Source organism: Cellulosimicrobium composti (genome assembly GCF_009711085.1).
GTDB classification, from domain to species: domain Bacteria; phylum Actinomycetota; class Actinomycetes; order Actinomycetales; family Cellulomonadaceae; genus Cellulosimicrobium; species Cellulosimicrobium composti.
Genome location: NZ_WMKA01000041.1, coordinates 1 through 18,755 on the forward strand (window position 1 = coordinate 1; position 18,755 = coordinate 18,755).

Sequence of the window (18,755 nt, forward strand, 5' to 3'; positions counted from 1 at the left end):
GCTGGTCACCTCATCCGTCCTGGTGAGAACACCTCTCGGCCGCCGTCCCGTCGGGACCGCGTTCGTCGACCGTCCCCCAGACGAGCTCGCCGAGTCGGAACGTGGTCACACCGGGTCCCGTCTCGACGATCTCGCCGGCCAGGTCGACGCCGGGGTAGGCGGGGAGGGCGGTGCGCACGATCCACTGCAGCTTCCCGCGCCGTTGGGCGATCTCGCCGCCGTTCACCGTCGTGGCGTCGACGCGGACGACGACCTCGCCCGCGCCCGCCCGGGGGCGGGGCCGCTCCACGACGTCCAGGACGTCGGGTGCGCCGAATCGCGCGAACGAGGCGGCCTTCATCAGGTCTGCGGACGTGTCGGTCATCGAGGGCTCCTTGGGTGCCGTGGTCGTGCGTGTCTCGGCGACGCTAGGACGGAAAGTGGGCACCATCGCCCGTTTCGCGGTGAACTGAGAGGCCGAGCCTCGCGATCCTCTCGGATGGGAGCACCTGCCATGCCTGGTCCGTCGCGACGGGACGTCGTCCGCAACCGCGCTCGGCTCCTCGCCGCGGCCCGTGAGCTCTTCGTCGCCGAGGGGTTCGACGTGCCCGCGGCGGCGATCGCGCGCCGCGCGCACGTGGGCACCGCGACGCTGTACCGCCACTTCGCGACGCGGAGCGATCTCGTGGACGCCGTCTTCGACGCCGAGGTGCGTCACTGCCTCGCGCTGCTCGAGGCGGTCGAGGTCGACGCGCCGTGGGACGGCGTGCGCCGGGCGCTCGAGGCGGTGGCCGAGCTCGAGGTCGCGGCGCCGGGATTCGCCGGGTCGTTGCTCGCCGAGAACCGCGAGACACCCCTCATGACGACGTTCCAGCGCGCGGTGCGCACGCACCTGTCGACGCTCGCGGAGCGGCTCCGGGGCGAGTCCGACGCCCGCCCCGACCTGGGCGGCAGCGACCTGCTCCTGGCGCTGACCGCCGTGCGCGCCGTCGCGGTCGCCGACCGCCCGGAGGCCGTCCGGCACGCGCGACGGTTCGTCGACCTGATCATCGAGGGGATGCGGACGAGCAGCGCGGGTGGGGCATCGGGCTGACAGCCGCGCTCGCGCCGTCCGGCAACCCGCCACGCGGGCCCGCGCCTGCCGTCGACGGGCGACTACGCTCGGGCCATGCCGACCGTCCTCCTCGTCCGTCATGGCCGCACGACCGCGAACGCGGGCGGGATCCTCGCCGGCCGCGCGGGCGGGGTGCGGCTCGACGCCACGGGCGAGGACCAGGCGGTCCGGGCTGCGAGGCGTGTCGCGGCCATCCCCCTCTCACGCGTCGTGACGAGCCCGCTGGAGCGGTGCCGCCAGACCGCGCAGGTGCTGGTCGAGCAGCAGCCGGACGTCCCGGAGACGACGACCGAGCACGGCATCACCGAGTGCGACTACGGGCAGTGGCAGGGGCGCGCGCTGAAGGACCTGGCCGCCGAGCCGTTGTGGTCGGTCGTGCAGACGCAGCCGTCGGCGGCGGTCTTCCCGGGCGGTGAGTCGCTGGCCGCGATGCAGGCGAGGGGCGTGGAGGCCGTGCGGCGCCACGACGCGGAGGTCGCGGAGCGGTTCGGGGCGGACGCGGTGTGGGCGGCGGTGTCGCACGGGGACGTCATCAAGTCCGTCCTCGCGGACGCGCTCGGCATGCACCTCGACCTGTTCCAGCGCATCGTCGTGGGCCCGGCGTCGATCTCGGTCGTCCGGTACGGGCCGCACCGCCCCGAGGTGGTCGCGGTGAACACCGACGCGGGAGACCTGTCGTGGCTGCGCGGCGCCGCACCGGTCGGCGACGCCCCGGTCGGGGGCGGCGCCGGACCGGCCCCGGCCGACGACCCGACGGAGATACGCCCCTCCTGACGTCCGACCCGTGACCACCCTCCACGGGCGGCGGCGCCGCTCGTAGAGTGAGGACATGCCCACTCTCGTGCACGAGTACGACTGGCCGGACCGTGTCGTCGTGGGGACCGTCGGCATGCCGGGGTCCCGCACCTTCTACCTCCAGGCCCGCGCGGGGACGCGCACGACGAGCGTCGCCCTGGAGAAGGAGCAGTCCGCCGTCCTGGCCGAGACCATCCAGCGCCTCCTCGACGAGCTGATGGAGGCGCCCGACAACCGGTACAGCGTGCCCGCGGACGTGCCGGCCGAGCTCGTCGACGACGACCCGCTGGACCTCCCGCTCGAGGAGGAGTTCCGCACGGGCTCGATGCGCCTCTCGTGGGACCCGCGCACGGCCCAGGTCGTCGTGGAGGCGTTCCCGCTCGTGGACGACGACGACCTGGACCCGGAGGCGGACGAGCCGGAGCCGGAGGAGGCGCTCGTCGTCCGGATGCCCGTCGGCACGGCGCGCGCGTTCGCCCAGCGCACGCGCGCCGTCGTGCGCGCCGGACGCCCCGCCTGCCCCCGGTGCGGCCTGCCCGTCGACCCCGACGGGCACGAGTGCGTGCTCCCCGACGAGGAGTGACGGTCCCGCACGCCGACCTCGACGCCGTGCCGCTCGAGGTCGTCGGCCGCATCCGCGCCGCGTCCAACGCGACGTTCCTCGCGCACGTCGGCGACGTCCCCGTCGTCTACAAGCCCGTCGCGGGCGAGCGGCCGCTGTGGGACTTCCCCGACGGCACGCTCGCGGGACGCGAGGTCGCGGCCTACCTCGTCTCGGAGTCGACCGGCTGGGGGATCGTGCCGCGCACGTGGCTGCGCGACGGGCCGCACGGGCCCGGCATGGTGCAGCTCTGGCAGGAGGTCGACGCCGCGCAGTCGCCGGTGGACGTCGTCCCCACCGGCGAGGTGCCGGCCGAGGGCGTGCGCACGGTCCTCGAGGGCGTCGACGACGCCGACCGGCCCGTCACCCTGGTGCACGAGGACTCCGCGGCGCTGCGCCGCATGGCCGTGTTCGACGCCGTCGTGAACAACGCCGACCGCAAGGGCGGGCACGTGCTGCCGCTCGCCGACGGCCGCCGCCTCGGCGTGGACCACGGCGTCACGTTCCACGTCGAGCCCAAGCTCCGCACGGTCCTGTGGGGCTGGCTCGGGGCGAGCCTCGACGACGACGAGCGCGCCGGCGTGGCCCGGGTCCGCACCGGCCTGGGGCCAGACCTCGACGGCGACCTGGCGCGCCGCCTCGCCGGGCTGCTCACGCCCGACGAGGTCGCGGAGCTCGCGCGACGCTGCGAGCGGCTGCTGTCCGCGGCCCGGTTCCCGCACCCGGAGGGAGACATGCCCGCGGTCCCCTGGCCGCTCTTCTAGGGCCGGGGGGACGGCACGCGCCGGTCCCGCGCGAGGCCGCAGGTCCGCCGGTACCGTCGCTGAGGATGAGCCACGACACCCCCACCACGGTCTCGACCGGGTCCCTGCCCGGGCACGACGACGTCGAGGCGGCTCTCGACGCCGCCTACGAGCGGTTCCGCGACCTCGACGACGGCGCGGTCGTCGAGGACGTCCCGGCGCTCGCGGACGCGGACCCCGACCTCTTCGGCGTCGCGCTCGTGGACACCGCCGGCGCCGAGCACGTGCGGGGCGACGCCCGGCACCGGTTCACGATCCAGTCGATCTCGAAGGCGTTCGTCTACGCGCTCGTGTGCCAGGAGATCGGCCACGACGCCGTGCTCGAGCGCGTCGGCGTGGACAACACGGGCGTGCCGTTCGACTCGGTCCTGGCGATCGAGCACAACGAGGGCCACCCCATGAACCCGATGGTCAACGCGGGCGCGATCGCGGCGACCGGCCTCGCTCCGGGGGAGTCGCGCGCGGAGCGGTGGGACTTCCTGGTCCGCGGGCTGTCGCGGTTCGCCGGGCGCGACCTCGAGGTCGACGACGGGGTGTACCGGTCGGAGTCGCAGGCGAACCAGCGCAACGAGGGGCTCGCGCTGCTCCTCGAGGGGCACGGGCGGCTGAGCGGTGACGCGCTGGGCGTCGTCGACGCGTACACCCGGCAGTGCTCCCTGCTCGTGGACGCGCGCGACCTCGCCGTCATGGGTGCCACGCTCGCGAACGGCGGGGTCAACCCGCTCACGCGCGAGCAGGTCGTCGACGCGCCCATCGCGCGGGACACCGTCAGCGTCCTCACGTCGACCGGGATGTACGAGCGGTCGGGCGAGTGGCTGTTCGAGGTGGGGGTGCCCGCCAAGAGCGGCATCTCCGGGGGCATCGTCATGGTCTCGCCCGGCAAGGGCGCGGTCGGGACGTTCTCCCCGCGCCTCGACGACGCGGGGAACTCCGTGCGGGGCCGGAGGGCGTGCTCGCACCTCGCGCGGTCGCTGGGTCTCGACCTCTTCGCGTCCCGGCCGTGACCGCCGTCCGGGTGCGGCGCGCGTCGCTCGACGACGCCGACGCGATCGCGCGCATCTGGCACGACGGCTGGGCCGACGGCCACGCGGGCCACGTGCCCGACGAGCTCTACCGGCACCGGACCGCGGCGAGCTACCCGCCGCGCGTGCGCACCCGCCTCGCGAGCACGTGGGTCGCGGAGGCGGGCGGCGCGGTGCGCGGGTTCGTGGTCGTCGTCGACGCCGAGGTCGAGCAGGTGTACGTCGACGCCGCGGCGCGGGGGAGCGGCGTGGCGGCGGCGCTCCTGGCCCGCGCCGAGAGCGTCGTCGCGGACGCCGGTCACGACCGGGCGTGGCTCGCGGTCGTGGCGGGCAACGCGCGCGCCCGCCGGTTCTACGAGCGCTCCGGGTGGGTCGACGCCGGCCCTCTCGACTACGCGGCCGAGGTCGCCGGGGGCGTCGTCGTGGTCCCGTGCCGCCGCTACGAGAAGCCGGTCACCGGCGCGGGAGCAGGAGGACCGCGATCACGCCCGCCACGAGCGCGGTGAGGGCCGCGAACCCGAACCCGGCCTCGATGCCGCTCGCCGCGCCGCCGGCGACCCCGGCCGCCGCGACGCTCGACACGACGGCGGCACCGAGCGCCGCGCCGAACTCGTGGAACGTGCTGACGATCCCTGACGCGATCCCCGCCTCGTGCGGCGCCACCCGGCCGAGCGCCGTCGCGGACGCGACGACGAACAGCGCGCCGATCCCCGCGGCCGCGACCGCCATGCCCACCACGGAGACGAGCGTGCCGTCGAGGGTCGCGGGGAGCGCGAGCCCGCCCGCGACGACGACGGCGGCGACGAGCGCGAGCGGTCGCCCGCCCGTGCGGCCGAGCACGGTGCCCGCGAGCTGCGACCCCGCCATGGTCGCGAGCGCGACGGGCAGGAAGAGCAGGCCGGTCGCCACCGGCCCGAGGCCGTGCACGCGCTGCAGCAGGAACGAGCCGAGGAAGAACACCGCGATCATGAGCGCCGTCGCCACCAGGACGAGGAACGTGCCCGCGCGCACGGCGCGCCGCGCGAGCAGACGCAGGTCCATGAGCGGCTCCGCGGCCGTGCGCTGCCGCAGCGCGAACGCGACGTACAGCAGCACGCCGACACCGACCCGCACGAGGGTCGCGGCGTCCGTCCAGCCGCGGTCACCCGCCCCGACGAGCGCGGAGATCACCGCGCCGGTGGCGGCCGTGACGAGTGCCGCGCCGAGCAGGTCGAGCCGACGCCGGTCCGCGCCGACGACGCCGGCGGGCAGGAGGCGCACGAGCGCGACGAGGAGCGCCGCGCCGACCGGCACGTTGATGAAGAAGATCCACGGCCAGCCCGGGCCCCCCGTCAGGAGACCGCCGAGGAGCACGCCGATCGCGGCGCCGCCGCCGCTGAGCGCCGACCACACGCCGAGGGCGCGGTTGCGCTCGTCGCCGTCGAACGTCGTGACGACCGCGGACAGGGCCGCGGGTGAGAGCAGGGCCGCGCCCGACGCCCTGCGCCACGCGCCCGGCGAGCAGGAGCCCGGGGCTGCCCGCGAGCCCGGCGAGGAGCGACGCGAGCGTGAAGACGGCGAGCCCGGTCAGGACGAGGCGCCGGGACCCGAACCGGTCCGCGAGCCGTCCGCCGAGGAGCATGAGCCCGCCGAAGACGAGCGTGTAGGCGCTGACGACCCACGTCAGCGCGCCACGGTCGAGCGCGAGGTCGTTCCCGATCACGGGCAGCGCGACCGTCACGACCGTGACGTCCAGGACGAGCATGAGCTGCGCCGTCCCGAGGAGCGCGAGGATCCGCCAGCGTCTCGGGACGGGGGTGGTGCGCGGGGTGGTGACGTGCACGTCCGGGTCTGTCATGACCGCCTCCGAAGGTGAACACCAGTGTTCGGGTTGAGAGTGCAGCACGCTAACGCGTACAGTGCTGTTCGACAAGAGCTCGTACAGTGCTGTTCGACAAAGGAGGTCGTGATGCCGAGCCACGGGGGACAGCACCAGGCCAAGCGCGCCGACGCGCGACGCAACGTCCGGGCGATCCTCGACGCCGCCGCCGTCTGCCTGAGCCGGGACCCGGACGCGAGCGTCGCCGAGATCGCGAGGACCGCGGGGGTCGGTCGGGTCACGCTCTACGGGCACTTCGCGAGCCGGGCCGAGCTCGTCGACGCCGTGGTGGCCCGCGCGATCGAGGAGGGCGACGCCGCGCTCGACCAGGTCGACCTCTCGGGCGACGCGCGCGACGCCCTGGTCCGCCTCGTCGAGCAGAGCTGGCTGACGATCGTGCAGATCGGCTCGCTCGTGACCGCGGCGTTCGACGCGCTGTCGGAGGAGCGGATGCGCGAGCTGCACGCCCGGCCGATGCAGCGCGTCGAGGGTCTCGTCGAGCGCGGGCGCGCGGACGGCGCGTTCCGCACGGACCTGCCCGCGACGTGGCTCGTCGGCACGCTGCACCGCCTCATGCACGGCGCCGCGGCCGAGATCGAGGCCGGCCGCCTCGCGCCCGTGGAGGCGGCGACGACCATCGCCGCGACCGCGCTCGCCGCGTTCACGCCGCCCGGCCGGCCGGTCCCGGAGGTCGGCGCGCTCGCGACCCGGGAGCGGTCGTGAGCGCCGCCGGCCGCGACGCCGCACGCGAGGCCGAGCGCGAGCCCGAGCGTGAGGCGGAGCGCGACCGCGACGGGCGGGCCGCGGGGCGCCCGCGGCTGCGGCTCTGGCCGCTCGCCGCCGGGGTCCTGTTCGGCGCGGCGCTCGCCGTCGCCCTGGCGGTCGGGGTCTCCGACCTCGACCAGGTCGCGCGCGTGCTCGTGGCCGCCGCCTTCGTGTACCTGGGCTCCGCCGCTCTCGGCCGGCGCTCCGCGGCGTGGCCGCTGTTCGGCCTGACGTTCGTGCTCATCGGTCTCGGGTACGCCCTGCCCGGCGTCGACCCGCTGTGGGCGATGGTCGCGCTCGTCGTGGTCCTCGCCGTGTACGGGCTCGCCCGGGGCGAGATCCGCCCCGCGTGGGGGCTGCCCCTGCAGCTCGCGGCCCTCGTCGCGGCGGTCGCCGTCGCCCTCGCGGTCGCCGCCCTCGGCCAGCCCTGGGCAGGGCTGCTCGTGGGCGCAGGGCTGCTCGGGCACGCCGCGTGGGACGTCCACCACCTGCGGACGCGACGCGTCGTCGCGCCCACGCTCGCGGAGTTCTGCTGCGCGCTCGACGCGGTCCTCGGCGTGGCCGTGATCGTCCTGTCCGTGACCGGCTGATCGCCTCCCCGGCAGGTGCGTCCCGACCGACGAGAACGGCGTCCGCCCGGAGTCAGGACCTCGTGCACCCGATCGGAGGAGACGACCCATGCGCGACGTGACCTACTCGATGAACGTCTCGGCGGACGGCTACGTCGCCGACCCCGAGGGTGGGATCGGCTGGAGCGACCCGGCGCCCGAGGTGTTCCGGTACTGGACGGACGAGATCCGCGGGGCCGGGACCCACCTGCTCGGACGCCGGCTCTACGAGACGATGAGCTACTGGGAGGACCCCGAGGCGCAGGCCACGTTCGACGAGGCGGACCGCACCTGGGCCGAGCTCTGGAAGGCGCTGCCCAAGGTCGTCTTCTCCAGGACCCTCACGGACGTGACGGGCACGAACACCCGCCTCGCCACGGGCACCGTCGCCGACGAGATCGCGCGCCTGCGCGCCGAGCCCGGCGACGGCGAGATCGCGATCGGCGGGGCGATGCTCGCCGCCGAGGCCGCCCGGCACGACCTGATCGACGAGTACCGCGCGATCGTCCACCCCGTGCTCGTGGGGGGCGGCCTGCCGTTCTTCCCGCAGGAGGCGCGCCGCGTCGACCTCCGCCTCGTCGAGGCCCGCACGATCGTCGACACGGTCGTGCTCCTGCGCTACCGCGTCCAGCGCTAGCGGGGCGGCCCCTCACCTCGGGCGTCCTGTCACCGGCACGACGACGTCCGGCGGGTGAGCCGTGATCGTGCCACGCTGGCGGTCACGCGCCACGGGAGGGAGACGGGATGGGTCTGGGCAGACGCCGGTCGGGGGAGTCGGGGGGACGCGACGCGGACCGGGTCGACGACGCGGCCGGGACGCGCACCGCCGACGACGGGCCCGAGCCGTCCGAGCCCGGCGCGGGGGCGCCCGTGACGGACGCGCCCGACCCGGCCGCCCGGGCGCCGCGCCCGGCCGGTGCCCCTGCGCCGTGGTCCGACGGCCTCGGCCGCGCGGGCACGCGCTCGGTGCAGGTCCTCGCCGTCCTCGCGCTCGTGGCCGTCGCCGTGTTCGTCGTCACCCGGCTGACCCTCATCGTCATCCCCGTGCTCATCGCGCTCGTGCTCGCCGCGGCCATCTCGCCCCTCGTCGGACTCCTGCGGCGCCGCGGCGTGCCGTCGTTCCTCGCGACGGTCGTCGCGCTTCTCGCGCTCGTCGCCGTGCTCGCCGGGGTGCTCTGGCTCGTCGTCGCGGCCGTCGTCAACCAGTGGCCCGCGCTGCGCGACCAGGCCGTCGAGGGCTTCGACGAGCTCCAGACGTACGTGCAGGACCTGCCGTTCGACATCACCGAGGAGCAGATCGCCTCCGTGCGCGACTCCCTCGTGGGCCTCCTCCAGTCCGACGCCGTCGGCGCGGGGGCGCTCGCCGGGGCGTCCCAGACCGTCGACTTCGTCGCCGGGTTCTTCGTCATGGTCGTCGTGCTGTTCTTCTTCCTCAAGGACGGGCCCGCGATCTGGGAGTTCCTCCTGCGCCCGTTCGAGGGCCACCGGTACGAGCGCGGCCGACGCATCGGCGACACGACGGTCCGCACGCTCGGCGGCTACGTGCGCGGCACCGCGATCGTCGCGGCGGTCGACGCCGTCGCGATCGGCATCGGCCTCGCGCTCGTCGGCGTCCCGCTCGTCGTGCCGCTGTCCGTCCTCGTGTTCCTCCTCGCGTTCATCCCGCTCGTCGGGGCCACGCTCGCGGGGGTCTTGTGCGCGCTCGTCGCGCTCGTGGCCGTGGGGCCGGTCGAGGCGCTCGTCGTCGTCGCGATCGTCATCGGCGTGAACCAGCTCGAGGGCGACCTGCTGCAGCCCGTCGTCATGGGCCGCACGCTGCGCCTGCACCCGCTCGTCATCCTCGTCGCGCTCACCGCGGGCACCGTGCTCGCCGGGCTCACCGGCGCGGTGCTCGCCGTGCCGATCGCCGCGTCGATCTGGCGCGCGATCCAGGTGTGGGACGGGCCGGACCTCCCGGCACGGTTCGCGCGCCAGAAGCGGCACGAGACCGTCGACGGCGCACCCGCGTCCACGTGACCGACGCCGCGGAGGAGCCGATGACCGACCCGGACGACGCCCCCGCGGCACGCCGCGCCCGCCTCGCCGCGCTCGAGCGCGGCACCTCGCTCGCCGCGGCGCTCGCGTTCTTCGACGCCCTGCCGCCCGCCGACCCGGCCGGGCTCGCCGGGCGCTGGCGCGGCTCCGGCGTGCCCACGGGCCACCCGCTCGACGGCACCCTCGAGGCGCTGGGCTGGCTCGGCAAGCGGTTCGAGCCCACCGGCGACGCGCACCCGCTCCTGCTCGCCGGGCCGCGCGGCGTCGTCGTCGACCTCGACCCCCGGGTCGTGCCGCTCCGGCTCGCCCTGCGGTGCGCGCCGCTGCTGCGCCGTGGGCCGGTCGCACGGGCCGTGCGCGCGCTCCTGCCGCTCGCCGGGACCCGCGGGCCCCGGGCGCGGGTGCGCGCCGTCGTGCACCGCGGCATCACGACGGCCGCCATGACCTACGACGCGCTGCCCGTCGAGGACGCGTTCCGCGCCGTCGACGACGACACGCTGCTCGGCCTCATGGAGGCCAGGGGCATGGACCGCCCGTACCTGTTCGTGCTGCGCCGGGTCCCGGCTCAGGACACCTTGCCCTGCAGCAGCCGGCGCCAGTAGATCTCCGGCTGCAGGTAGCGGTCGAACAGGAGCAGGCTCCGCCGGGGCCGGGCAAGGTCCACCACGGGGAAGCCCGGGTCAGGACGGCGCTCGCGGTCGAACTCGGCGAGCAGCAGCGCGTCCCGACCCGTCGTCACGGGTGCGACGGAGTAGCCGTCGTACCGCTGCATCGACCGGCCCGTCCGGCGCGCCTGGACGTTGCGCGCCACGACGGGCACCTGACGGCGCAGCGCCCCGCCCGACGGCACCGCCTCGGCCGCGGCCGCGTCGCCGAGACCCCACACGCGCGGGTACGCGACGTGCTGCAGCGTGCCCGGGTCCACCGCGACGAAGCCGTCGCTGCCGGGCGTCGCGAGGCCGCTCTCGGCGATCCACGCGGGGGCGCGGTGCGGCGGGGCGAGGTACAGGGCGTCGTAGGCGACGTCGTCCGTGCCGTGCGGACCGCGCAGCCGCGCCGTGCGGCCCGCGGCGTCGACGGACTCGAGCGTCGTGCTCGTGCGCACGCGCACCCCGTAGCGCCGGGCCGCGGCGCGCAGCGCGGGCTCGGCGCGCGGGTCGTCCACGAGCCGCGGCGACGCGACGGCGAGCTCGACCCGGATCGCGTCGAGCACGCCGGTACGACGCCAGTGGTCGGCGGCGAGGAAGAGCGGCTTGAGCCCGACGGGCGCGCACGGCACGTGCCGGTCGGAGATCGCGAACACCGCGGTGCCCGACGTGAGCGCCGACAGCATGTCCCACGTGCGGGGCGCGAGATCGGGCACGTAGCTCGTCGCGGCGTGCGGCGTGCGCACGGCCTCCGCGGCGCCCGGCACCGCGTCCCAGTCGACCTCCGAGCCCGGGCACACCGCGAGGTCTGCGTACCCGAGCGTCTCGCCGCCCGCGAGGTGCACGAGCGAGCGCTCGGGGTCGACCGCGACGACCCGGTCGGCGTACCGGCGCACGCCGTCCGGCACGACGTCGTCCTGAGGTCGGGTGAGGTCGTCGAGCGTCGCGGTGCCGCCCGCCACGTAGGACAGCAGCGGCCGGTACCGGTGGACGGGGCTGGGCTCCACGACGGCGACGTCGCGGCAGCCGTCGCGGCGCAGGCGCCCCGCGAGCGACAGCCCGGCGTTGCCGCCGCCGAGGACGAGGACGTCATGGAGCACGGGCGTGGTCATGGCGGGCCGATCTGCCGGGGACGGGAACGACCCACGCTACGGCCGGCCGTCGCCGCACGCCGCCCGGGCGCCGTGCGGGCTCAGCCGTCGAGGAGGGCGAGGTACTGCGCGACGCCCGTCTTCGGGTCGTCCCCGACCAGGCCCACGTAGCCGTCCGGGCGCACGACGACGATCCCGCCGTGCGTGAGCCCCGTCGCCTCGGTGAGCGCGTCCTCGTCCTCCTCGGTGACGACGAGCTCGGTGACGCCCTCGGCCAGGTGGAGCGGCCAGCCGCGCGGGAGCACGACCGCGAGGTGCCCGGGCGTGCGCGCGAGCGCGTCGGCGACCTGCGTGCGCGGCAGGCGGAGGAAGTCGCCCGGGTGGACGGTGCGCCCGTGCCCGGCGACGACGGGGCTCCCGGCGTACCGGACGCGCTGCTGCTCGACCCGTGCGGCGAGGCGCTCGTCGAGCGACGTCGACTCGAGGCCCAGGTGCAGGACGAGGTTGCGCACGCGCTGCGCGACGGGGTTGCGCAGCGTGCCGAGGCGCGTGAGCCGGGTCGAGAGCGCGATGACGTCCGCACCCACGGGGTGCCGCTCGGCCTCGTAGCTGTCGAGGAGCGCGCCCGTGCGGCCCGAGGCGACCGCGAGCGCGAGCTTCCAGCCGAGGTTCACCGCGTCGTGGATGCCGGTGTTCATGCCGAGGCCGCCCGCCGGGCTGTGGATATGGGCGGCGTCGCCCGCGAGGAAGACGCGGCCGACGCGGTAGCGGGGCACCTGCCCGTGCTTGAGCCGCAGCCGCGTGAGCCAGTGGGCCTCACGGACCCGCAGACGCACGCCGCGCTCGTCGAGCGCCTCCTGCAGCCACTCGACGGTGACGGGGCGGTCCGGGTCGACGCCGGGCGGCAGCTGGGCGAAGACGCGCGCCCGGTCTCCCGGCAGGGGGAACAGCAGGCCCGTCGCCTCGCCGGGGGAGAAGAACGTGTGGAAGCACGACGGGTCGTAGTCGTGGTCGCCGTCGACGTCGCCGAGGAGGAAGTCCTCGCCCGCGAACGACCCCTCGAGGCGCAGGCCGAGGAGGTGGCGGACGGTGCTGCGCGCCCCGTCGGTGCCGACGACGAACGCCGCCTCGATCGTCGCGCCCGTCCCGTCGGGCGCGGTCACGGTCGCGACCACGCCGTCGTCGCGCGCGTCGAGCGCCGTGAGCGTCGTCGACCGCTCGACGTGGACGCCGAGCTCGGCGAGGCGCGCGGTGAGCACGGCCTCGGTGTCCGTCTGCAGGAGCGACACCGAGTACGGGTGGACGGCGTCGATCCCGTCGAACCCCACGTGCGCGAGGCGGCGGCCGTCCGCGTAGAGCTCCATGCCGCGCGACACGACGGCGCGTTCCAGCACCGCGTCGAGCACGCCGAGCGCCTGGAGGTGGTCGAGCGTGCGCGAGTGCACGACGATCGCGCGCGACTCGGTGGTGGGCGCCGCGAGCGTGTCGACGACGCGGACGGCGACGCCCCGGCGGGCGAGGTCGACCGCGAGCGCGAGGCCGACGGGCCCGGCGCCCACGACGAGCACGTCGGGCGTCGGGGCGGGGGTCGGCAGGGCGGCGGGCTGCTCGGGCATCGGGACCGTCCCGGGGTCGGAGGTCGGACGCTACGACGGTAGGGGCTCGGGGGTCGTGCCGCGACCGGGTGCCCCCGCGGCCGGGCGGGCGCTCGCGGGCACGGCGCCCAGGCGCCGGGCGACGGCGGCGCACGCCGCGACCAGCTCGGCCGGGCCGGCGGCGAGCACGTCCGCGTCGAACGCGGCGACGCGCGCCGCGAGCCCCGCCCACGACCACGACCCGAGGCCGATCCGGCACCGGTCCGGGCCGAGAGCCTCGACCGTGCCGTCCTCGACGAACGGCGCGACGGCCGTCGCGGGCGCGGCGAGCTCGACCCACCCGGTGCAGGGCCACGCCGCGCCGTCGGGACCCGCACCCGCGGGCCCGGGGTCGCCGTCGGGCACCGCGGCCCCGGCGAAGCGCGCCGCGACGAACGCGCGCACGTCGCCGCCCGGCAGTGGGCGGGGTGTGAACCGGGGCCCCGTCGGGGTCCGCGGCGTCATCCGGTCGAGGCGGAACGTGCGCCAGTCCTCGCGGTCCAGGTCCCACGCGAGGACGTACCAGCGCCGGTCGCGCACCACGACGTGGTGCGGCTCCGCCCGCCGGGGCGGTGCGACGTCCCGCGCCGCGTGGTGCGTCCCGTCCTGCGCGTAGTCGAAGCGCAGCACCTCGTGACGGCGTGCGGCCGCGCTCACCGCGAGCAGCGCGTCGAGGTCGACGGGCGCGGGCGAGCCGCCCGGTGGCGAGGAGACGGGCGTGACGTCGACCGCGTCGACGCGGTGCCGCAGGCGCGCGGGCAGCACCTGACGCACGGTCGTCAGCGCCCGCGCGGACGCCTCCTCGACCGCGTCGCCCGCGCCGCCCGCCGCGGCGGTGCGCAGGGCGAGCGCGAGCGCGACCACCTGCTCGTCGTCGAACAGCAGGGGCGGGAGCTCCGCGCCGGCGTCGAGGCGGTAGCCGCCGTCGCGACCGCGCGTCGCGACGACCCGGTACCCGAGGTCGCGCAGGCGCTCGACGTCGCGGCGCACCGTGCGGGGGTCGACGCCGAGGCGGGCCGCGAGCTCGCGACCGGTGCGGTCGGGGCGCGCCTGGAGCAGCGCGAGGAGGAGGAGCGTCCGGCGCGACGTCTCGGTCATGGACCCATCCTCGCGCGCAATGCGGACACCATCCGTCCTCGTTGGTCGAGAGGGTCGAGGAGCGCTCGGGCCACCGGCCCGTGCGCCGCCGCTCGGGGCAGCCGAGCGTCCACCACGACCACCGGGACCACCAGGGAGACCACCATGTCCGTCCGGACCACCCCGCACCTCAACTTCCGCGGCGACGCCCGCGCCGCGCTCGAGCACTACCGCGCCGTGTTCGGCGGCGACCTCGTCGTCACGACCTACGGCGACCTGGGGCAGGCGGGAGACCCCGCCGAGGCCGACCTCGTGGTCTGGGGCCAGGTCGCCGCGCCGAGCGGCTTCCGCGTCATGGCGTACGACGTCCCGGCCGACCGCCCCTGGAGCCCGGGCGAGGCGCCGTTCTTCGTGTCCGTGCGCGGGGACGACGTCGAGGAGGTCCGGGGGTACTGGGACGCGCTCGTCGAGGGCTCGACCGTCGTCGCGCCCCTCGCGTCGTCGGCCTGGGCGCCGCTGTACGGGATGCTCACGGACCGCTTCGGCGTGACCTGGGTGCTCGACGTCGCGGCGGCCCGCTGACCCGCTGGCCGGTGCGCGCCGCCCGCCGCGGCGCGCACCGGCCGGCGACCGGCCGCGCCGCAACTCACCCGTTCCGGGACCCGCGATCACGGCACGGGCGCCTCCTCGCGCGCTCCCTCCAGGTGCAGGGGGACCGATCCGAGGGGGGAACCCATGCCTGGAACCAGGAAGCCGTCGTCCAGGAAGCCGGCGCGCCGCGAGGTGCCGGTGACTCCGGACACCGTCGACGCGCTCTTCCCGCCGCTGCCCGAGCGGATCCCGCTGACGCTGGAGTCCGTCGCGGGCGACGAGCCCACGTACGCCGAGATGCTCGAGTCCATCTGCGGCGCGACCGACGACTCCCAGCCCGTCGAGCAGTACGACGGCACGCTGGGCGTCACGCAGGCGTTCGTCGCCGCCCACCAGAAGCAGGCCGTGCAGGTCCAGTGGAACAGCGGGCTGGGCGGCGTCTTCACCAACCCCGGGAACGTCGACGGCGTGCGGTGGGGCAGCGGGACGCTCATCGCCCCGGACCTCGTCCTCACGTGCGGGCACCTGTTCGACCAGAGCGCCGACGGGTGGGTCCTGCCGCGGCAGAACGGGTCCATGCAGGTCATCACGCCGCAGCAGATCGCGACGAGCATGCACGTCAACGTGCTGTACCAGGTGGACCCGAGCGGCACCCTGCGTGCCGAGCAGAGCTTCCCGATCGTCGCGCTCGTCGAGTACCGACTGGGCGGGCTCGACATGGCGGTCGTGCGGGTGGGCGGGAACCCAGGGGACACCTACGGGTTCACGGCCGTCGCGACCGCCAACCCGAGCGTGGGGGACATGCTCGCGATCATCGGTCACCCGGCCGGGATGCCGAAGCGGGTCGAGGCCGGTCCCGCGACGGTCGTGACGACGAACCAGATCCGCTACGACGACATCGACACGCTCGGCGGCAACTCGGGCTCGGGGATCCTCGGGCCTGCGGGCGAGCTCGTCGGGGTGCACACGAACGGCGGCTGCAACGCGCAGGGGACCGGGTCGAACTTCGGCACGGCGATCGCCGGGATCCGCGCGGTGTCGCCCACGCTGCAGGCGCTGCCCCACGGGGCGCGCACCGCGACCGCCGACGACGGGTTCACCGACCTCGCGAAAGACGTCATCGCGACCGTCAGGGCCGCCGACCAGATCGGCACGCTCCTGGCCGCCGACACGGCGCGGGCCGTGGACGTCCTGACGATCCGGCAGGCGGACTCCCACACGGTCGCCGACCAGGTCGGGACCTCCTTCTTCCGGGACCAGCCCGGGACGCCGCGCGCGCTCGACACGATCTTCCAGGCCGACACGCGGTTCGCCGCCGACGACCCGGTCGCGACCGGGTTCCTCGGCGACGCGGGGGGCACGGGACCGGCGGACACCCGGGTCGAGGGCGTGCTCGACCCGGGCGACCTGTTCGACCCCGTGGTGAACCCGGCGGTCGCGCGCCTCGCGCAGGCGGGCGCGCTCGTCGGTGCCCGGCCGTTCGTGCAGGGCGCGGAGTCGCTCGTCGACGAGGGCGAGGCCGCCGAGGGCGACGTGGTCGGAGCGCTCGTCGAGGCCGTCGCCGAGGCGCGCGCGACCCTGGAGGCGGTCGAGGCCACCCTCGCCCGGCTCCAGGCGGGGCGGTGAGCGCCGTGGACCGGACCGCGGACCGCGCCGGGAGCCTCCGATGATCGGCATCGTGTCCCACACGGACGACCTCCACACCACGGAGGTCGTCCGCCACCTCGACGCGCTCGGCGCGTCGCACGTGCTCCTCGACACCGGCCACGCCCCGCGGTCGGTCGCGCTCACGTCCACGCAGGACGCGGGCGGGTGGCACGCCGACTGGGTCGACACGAGCCCGGACGGCGTGGCCGCCGTCGACGCGACGTCGCTGCGGGCCGTGTGGTGGCGACGCCCGCAGCCCTTCGCGGTGCACGACGACGTCCGCTCGCCCCAGGACCGCGGGTTCGCCGTGGGCGAGATCGCCGCCGCGGTGGCCGGGCTGTGGTCGTGCCTGCCCGCGACGTGGGTCAACGACCCGGACCGCGACGAGGCCGGCTCGCGCAAGATGTGGCAGCTCCAGGTCGCGGCGCGTCTCGGCCTGCGCGTGCCGCGCACGTGCATGACGAACGACCCGGCCCGGGCGCGCGAGTTCCTGCACCGGGAGCCGGGGCGGGTGATCTTCAAGCCCTTCGGCGGCACGCCCGCGACGTGGCGCGAGACCCGCCCCGTGCGGGAGGCGGACCTCGACCTGCTGGAGAGCGTGCGGTACGCGCCGGTGATCTTCCAGGAGGCGGTGGCCGGCTCCGACGTGCGCGTGACGATCGTCGGGACCCAGGTGTTCGCGGCGGAGCTGCGGACCGAGGAGTCGGGGTACGCCTACGACTTCCGCGTCGACACCCACCACTGCCCGACGGCGGCGCACGACCTCCCGGCGCCGGTGTCCGCGGGGCTCCTGCGCCTCATGGAGGTGCTCGGGCTCTGGTACGGGGCGGTGGACCTGCGCCGCACGCCCGAGGGCGACTACGTGTTCCTCGAGATCAACCCGGCCGGGCAGTGGCTGTTCGTCGAGTACGCGACGGGCCAGCCGATCGCGGCGGCGCTCGCCGCGCTGCTCGCACGGCTCGACCGCGAGGAGGACGCGGGCACGACGCGCCGCCGGGCGTGGCGGGCGGGCACCGGGTGAGCGGGCTCAGCGCCAGCGATCGCGCCACCGTTCCCACGGTGGCGCGACCGTCCAGTTGAGACGCAGGGTCCGCCACGCGCGGTCCATCCGCCGGCGGCGCTGGCGCCGCCCGCGCAGCGAGCGCGCCGACACGCCGACGCGCCACGACCGGTCGAGCACCGCGCGGCGGCGCGGGCCGAGCCGGAACGACAGGTCGAGGTCGTCGTGCACCTCGGGGTCGTCGCGCACGACGGCGTCGCGCACCGCCGCCCACGCGGTGCGGCGCAGCGCCATGCACGAGCCCCACAGCGCGGTGTGCCCGAGCGCGAGGTGGCACAGCACGTAGTACGCGCCGAGGTACGCGACCGCGACGGCGGTCCGGACGCCGCGCGGCAGGTCGTGAAAGACGCCCGTCCCCGTCATCGCGTCGAGCGACGGGTCGCCCGCCATCCGGTCCACGACCCGCTCGACCCACCGCGCGTCCGGCTGCGAGTCGGCGTCGAGCCGCGCGATCACGTCGCCGCGCGCGGCGTCGTACCCCGTGGCGGCCGCGGCGGGGATGCCCACGTGGCCCTCGTGGACGACGACGGCGCCCCACCGGCGCGCGACGAGCGCCGAGTCGTCGCGCGACGCGTTGTCGACGACGACCACCTCGAGCGGCGCGACCGTCTGGCGCGCGAGGAGGGCGAGACAGCGGTCGAGCGCCACGGCGTCGTCCCGGACGGGGACCACCACGGACACCGTGGGGACCGCCCCCGTCGCCCGCGCCGCGCGCGTCACGCGCGCACCCGGGCCCGCGTCCCCGCGAGCGCGAGGACCACGCCCGCGACCAGGGAGCCGAGCAGGCCCGCGGCGAGGTCGGTCACGGTGTCCGCGTACCCGACGCCGATGCGGTCGTCGAGGAACGTGTGCCCGGCCCACTCGCCGATCTCCCAGAGGATCGCGAGCACCGCGCCCGTGCCGGTCGTCGCCACGAGCACCCCGGCGCGGGCCCGCCCGGTCCGGGCGGCACGCGGGTCCGGGACGACCCGCGTGCGGACGAGGAGCACGCCCGCGAGCGCCGCGATCAGCCCCGTGCACGCGGCGTGCACGGCGAGGTCGAGCCAGGGGACGGCCTGGTACCAGTCGAGCTGCGCGGCCCAGGCGGCGACGACGAGCGTGCCCCCGTACGCGACGTCGAGGGGCGTCGCGACGCCGAGCGCGCGCGGCACCATGGTGCCGCCGAGCACGAGCAGGAAGAGGGCGACCGCGACCGGGTCGAGGCCCACGACGGCGAGCAGCAGGCTCGCCGCCGCACCGGCGCGCACCGCGTCCCCCGGCACGAGCGCGGCGCCGGGCGCCCGTACGTCCGCGCGCTCGGCCGTGCTCGGGGCGGTGTCGTGCATCCGTGACTCCTCGGCGGTCGTGCGGCGGGGCTCACAGCGTCACACCGGCAGACCGCGCTCGCACGCCCCGTCACGCCCCCCGCGCTGTCGCCCGCGTCACCGTC

At 76.2% G+C, this 18,755-nt stretch carries 21 protein-coding genes and 1 pseudogene; 14 read left to right on the forward strand and 8 right to left on the reverse strand.

Annotation, left to right across the window (positions count from 1 at the left end; genetic code table 11):
- Positions 1-10 precede the first annotated feature (10 nt).
- A complete protein-coding gene (locus GJV82_RS14830; RefSeq protein ID WP_196217271.1) occupies positions 11-364 on the reverse strand; it encodes an alcohol dehydrogenase catalytic domain-containing protein in 354 nt (117 codons plus the stop codon).
- A 129-nt stretch (positions 365-493) separates the two neighbouring features.
- On the opposite strand from GJV82_RS14830, the gene GJV82_RS14835 reads away from it, so the two are divergent.
- From GJV82_RS14835 to GJV82_RS14860, 6 genes are all read left to right on the forward strand, one after another.
- Entirely contained in the window at positions 494-1,072 is a 579-nt protein-coding gene (locus GJV82_RS14835) for a TetR/AcrR family transcriptional regulator (RefSeq protein ID WP_196217272.1), read from the forward strand.
- A 75-nt stretch (positions 1,073-1,147) separates the two neighbouring features.
- Complete coding sequence (locus GJV82_RS14840; RefSeq protein ID WP_115942592.1) at positions 1,148-1,867, forward strand: MSMEG_4193 family putative phosphomutase; 720 nt, start codon at positions 1,148-1,150, stop codon at positions 1,865-1,867.
- 55 nt (positions 1,868-1,922) lie between these two features.
- On the forward strand, positions 1,923-2,471 hold the full coding sequence (locus tag GJV82_RS14845; RefSeq protein WP_024839751.1) for a DUF3090 domain-containing protein: 549 nt from the start codon (positions 1,923-1,925) through the stop codon (positions 2,469-2,471).
- Complete coding sequence (locus GJV82_RS14850; RefSeq protein WP_318657687.1) at positions 2,468-3,253, forward strand: SCO1664 family protein; 786 nt, start codon at positions 2,468-2,470, stop codon at positions 3,251-3,253. The genes GJV82_RS14845 and GJV82_RS14850 overlap by 4 nt, the downstream gene beginning before the upstream one ends.
- A gap of 65 nt (positions 3,254-3,318) precedes the next feature.
- Positions 3,319-4,296 carry a glutaminase A gene (gene glsA, locus GJV82_RS14855; protein WP_155099762.1) on the forward strand — a complete coding sequence of 326 codons (978 nt, stop codon included), beginning with the start codon at positions 3,319-3,321 and terminating at the stop codon, positions 4,294-4,296.
- On the forward strand, positions 4,293-4,820 hold the full coding sequence (locus tag GJV82_RS14860) for a GNAT family N-acetyltransferase (RefSeq protein WP_318657688.1): 528 nt from the start codon (positions 4,293-4,295) through the stop codon (positions 4,818-4,820). Before glsA ends, GJV82_RS14860 begins: the two co-directional genes overlap by 4 nt.
- Here GJV82_RS14860 and GJV82_RS14865 read toward each other — a convergent pair.
- A complete protein-coding gene (locus GJV82_RS14865) occupies positions 4,768-5,778 on the reverse strand; it encodes an MFS transporter (RefSeq protein ID WP_318657692.1) in 1,011 nt (336 codons plus the stop codon). The two genes, GJV82_RS14860 and GJV82_RS14865, sit on opposite strands and share 53 nt — an antisense overlap.
- A gap of 55 nt (positions 5,779-5,833) precedes the next feature.
- Positions 5,834-6,151 (reverse strand): annotated as a pseudogene (locus tag GJV82_RS20535) (MFS transporter); the annotation flags it as partial.
- Between the two features lie 111 nt (positions 6,152-6,262).
- On the opposite strand from GJV82_RS20535, the gene GJV82_RS14870 reads away from it, so the two are divergent.
- From GJV82_RS14870 to GJV82_RS14890, 5 genes are all read left to right on the forward strand, one after another.
- A complete protein-coding gene (locus tag GJV82_RS14870) occupies positions 6,263-6,895 on the forward strand; it encodes a TetR/AcrR family transcriptional regulator (RefSeq protein ID WP_115942587.1) in 633 nt (210 codons plus the stop codon).
- Positions 6,892-7,527 carry a hypothetical protein gene (locus GJV82_RS14875; protein WP_155099763.1) on the forward strand — a complete coding sequence of 212 codons (636 nt, stop codon included), beginning with the start codon at positions 6,892-6,894 and terminating at the stop codon, positions 7,525-7,527. The genes GJV82_RS14870 and GJV82_RS14875 overlap by 4 nt, the downstream gene beginning before the upstream one ends.
- A gap of 88 nt (positions 7,528-7,615) precedes the next feature.
- Positions 7,616-8,182, forward strand: a complete 567-nt coding sequence (locus GJV82_RS14880) for a dihydrofolate reductase family protein (RefSeq protein ID WP_024839746.1) — start codon at positions 7,616-7,618, stop codon at positions 8,180-8,182.
- A gap of 107 nt (positions 8,183-8,289) precedes the next feature.
- On the forward strand, positions 8,290-9,561 hold the full coding sequence (locus GJV82_RS14885) for an AI-2E family transporter (RefSeq protein WP_225873381.1): 1,272 nt from the start codon (positions 8,290-8,292) through the stop codon (positions 9,559-9,561).
- Between the two features lie 20 nt (positions 9,562-9,581).
- Complete coding sequence (locus GJV82_RS14890) at positions 9,582-10,181, forward strand: DUF4334 domain-containing protein (protein ID WP_155099764.1); 600 nt, start codon at positions 9,582-9,584, stop codon at positions 10,179-10,181.
- Here the strand turns inward: GJV82_RS14890 and GJV82_RS14895 are convergent.
- The 3 genes from GJV82_RS14895 to GJV82_RS14905 form a co-directional block, all read right to left on the reverse strand.
- Complete coding sequence (locus tag GJV82_RS14895; protein ID WP_155099765.1) at positions 10,145-11,338, reverse strand: NAD(P)/FAD-dependent oxidoreductase; 1,194 nt, start codon at positions 11,336-11,338, stop codon at positions 10,145-10,147. The two genes, GJV82_RS14890 and GJV82_RS14895, sit on opposite strands and share 37 nt — an antisense overlap.
- A gap of 80 nt (positions 11,339-11,418) precedes the next feature.
- Positions 11,419-12,933, reverse strand: a complete 1,515-nt coding sequence (locus tag GJV82_RS14900; RefSeq protein ID WP_155099766.1) for an FAD-dependent monooxygenase — start codon at positions 12,931-12,933, stop codon at positions 11,419-11,421.
- Between the two features lie 30 nt (positions 12,934-12,963).
- Positions 12,964-14,049, reverse strand: a complete 1,086-nt coding sequence (locus tag GJV82_RS14905; RefSeq protein WP_155099767.1) for a helix-turn-helix transcriptional regulator — start codon at positions 14,047-14,049, stop codon at positions 12,964-12,966.
- A 144-nt stretch (positions 14,050-14,193) separates the two neighbouring features.
- Between GJV82_RS14905 and GJV82_RS14910 the strand changes: the two genes are divergently transcribed.
- The 3 genes from GJV82_RS14910 to GJV82_RS14920 all read left to right on the forward strand — a co-directional run bounded on the left by GJV82_RS14910 (position 14,194) and on the right by GJV82_RS14920 (position 17,287).
- A complete protein-coding gene (locus GJV82_RS14910; protein WP_024839740.1) occupies positions 14,194-14,610 on the forward strand; it encodes a VOC family protein in 417 nt (138 codons plus the stop codon).
- A gap of 153 nt (positions 14,611-14,763) precedes the next feature.
- Positions 14,764-16,245 carry a trypsin-like serine peptidase gene (locus GJV82_RS14915; RefSeq protein ID WP_155099768.1) on the forward strand — a complete coding sequence of 494 codons (1,482 nt, stop codon included), beginning with the start codon at positions 14,764-14,766 and terminating at the stop codon, positions 16,243-16,245.
- Between the two features lie 52 nt (positions 16,246-16,297).
- Positions 16,298-17,287: an MvdC/MvdD family ATP grasp protein gene (locus tag GJV82_RS14920; protein ID WP_155099769.1), complete on the forward strand. Its 990-nt coding sequence runs from the start codon at positions 16,298-16,300 to the stop codon at positions 17,285-17,287.
- Between the two features lie 6 nt (positions 17,288-17,293).
- Here GJV82_RS14920 and GJV82_RS14925 read toward each other — a convergent pair whose 3' ends face one another.
- Together GJV82_RS14925 and GJV82_RS14930 are read right to left on the reverse strand one after the other, a co-directional pair.
- Complete coding sequence (locus GJV82_RS14925) at positions 17,294-17,998, reverse strand: glycosyltransferase family A protein (RefSeq protein ID WP_231492800.1); 705 nt, start codon at positions 17,996-17,998, stop codon at positions 17,294-17,296.
- Positions 17,999-18,042: 44 nt separating this feature from the next.
- Positions 18,043-18,651, reverse strand: coding sequence for a hypothetical protein (locus GJV82_RS14930; RefSeq protein ID WP_024839737.1), 609 nt, complete (start codon positions 18,649-18,651; stop codon positions 18,043-18,045).
- Between the last annotated feature and the right edge of the window lie 104 nt (positions 18,652-18,755).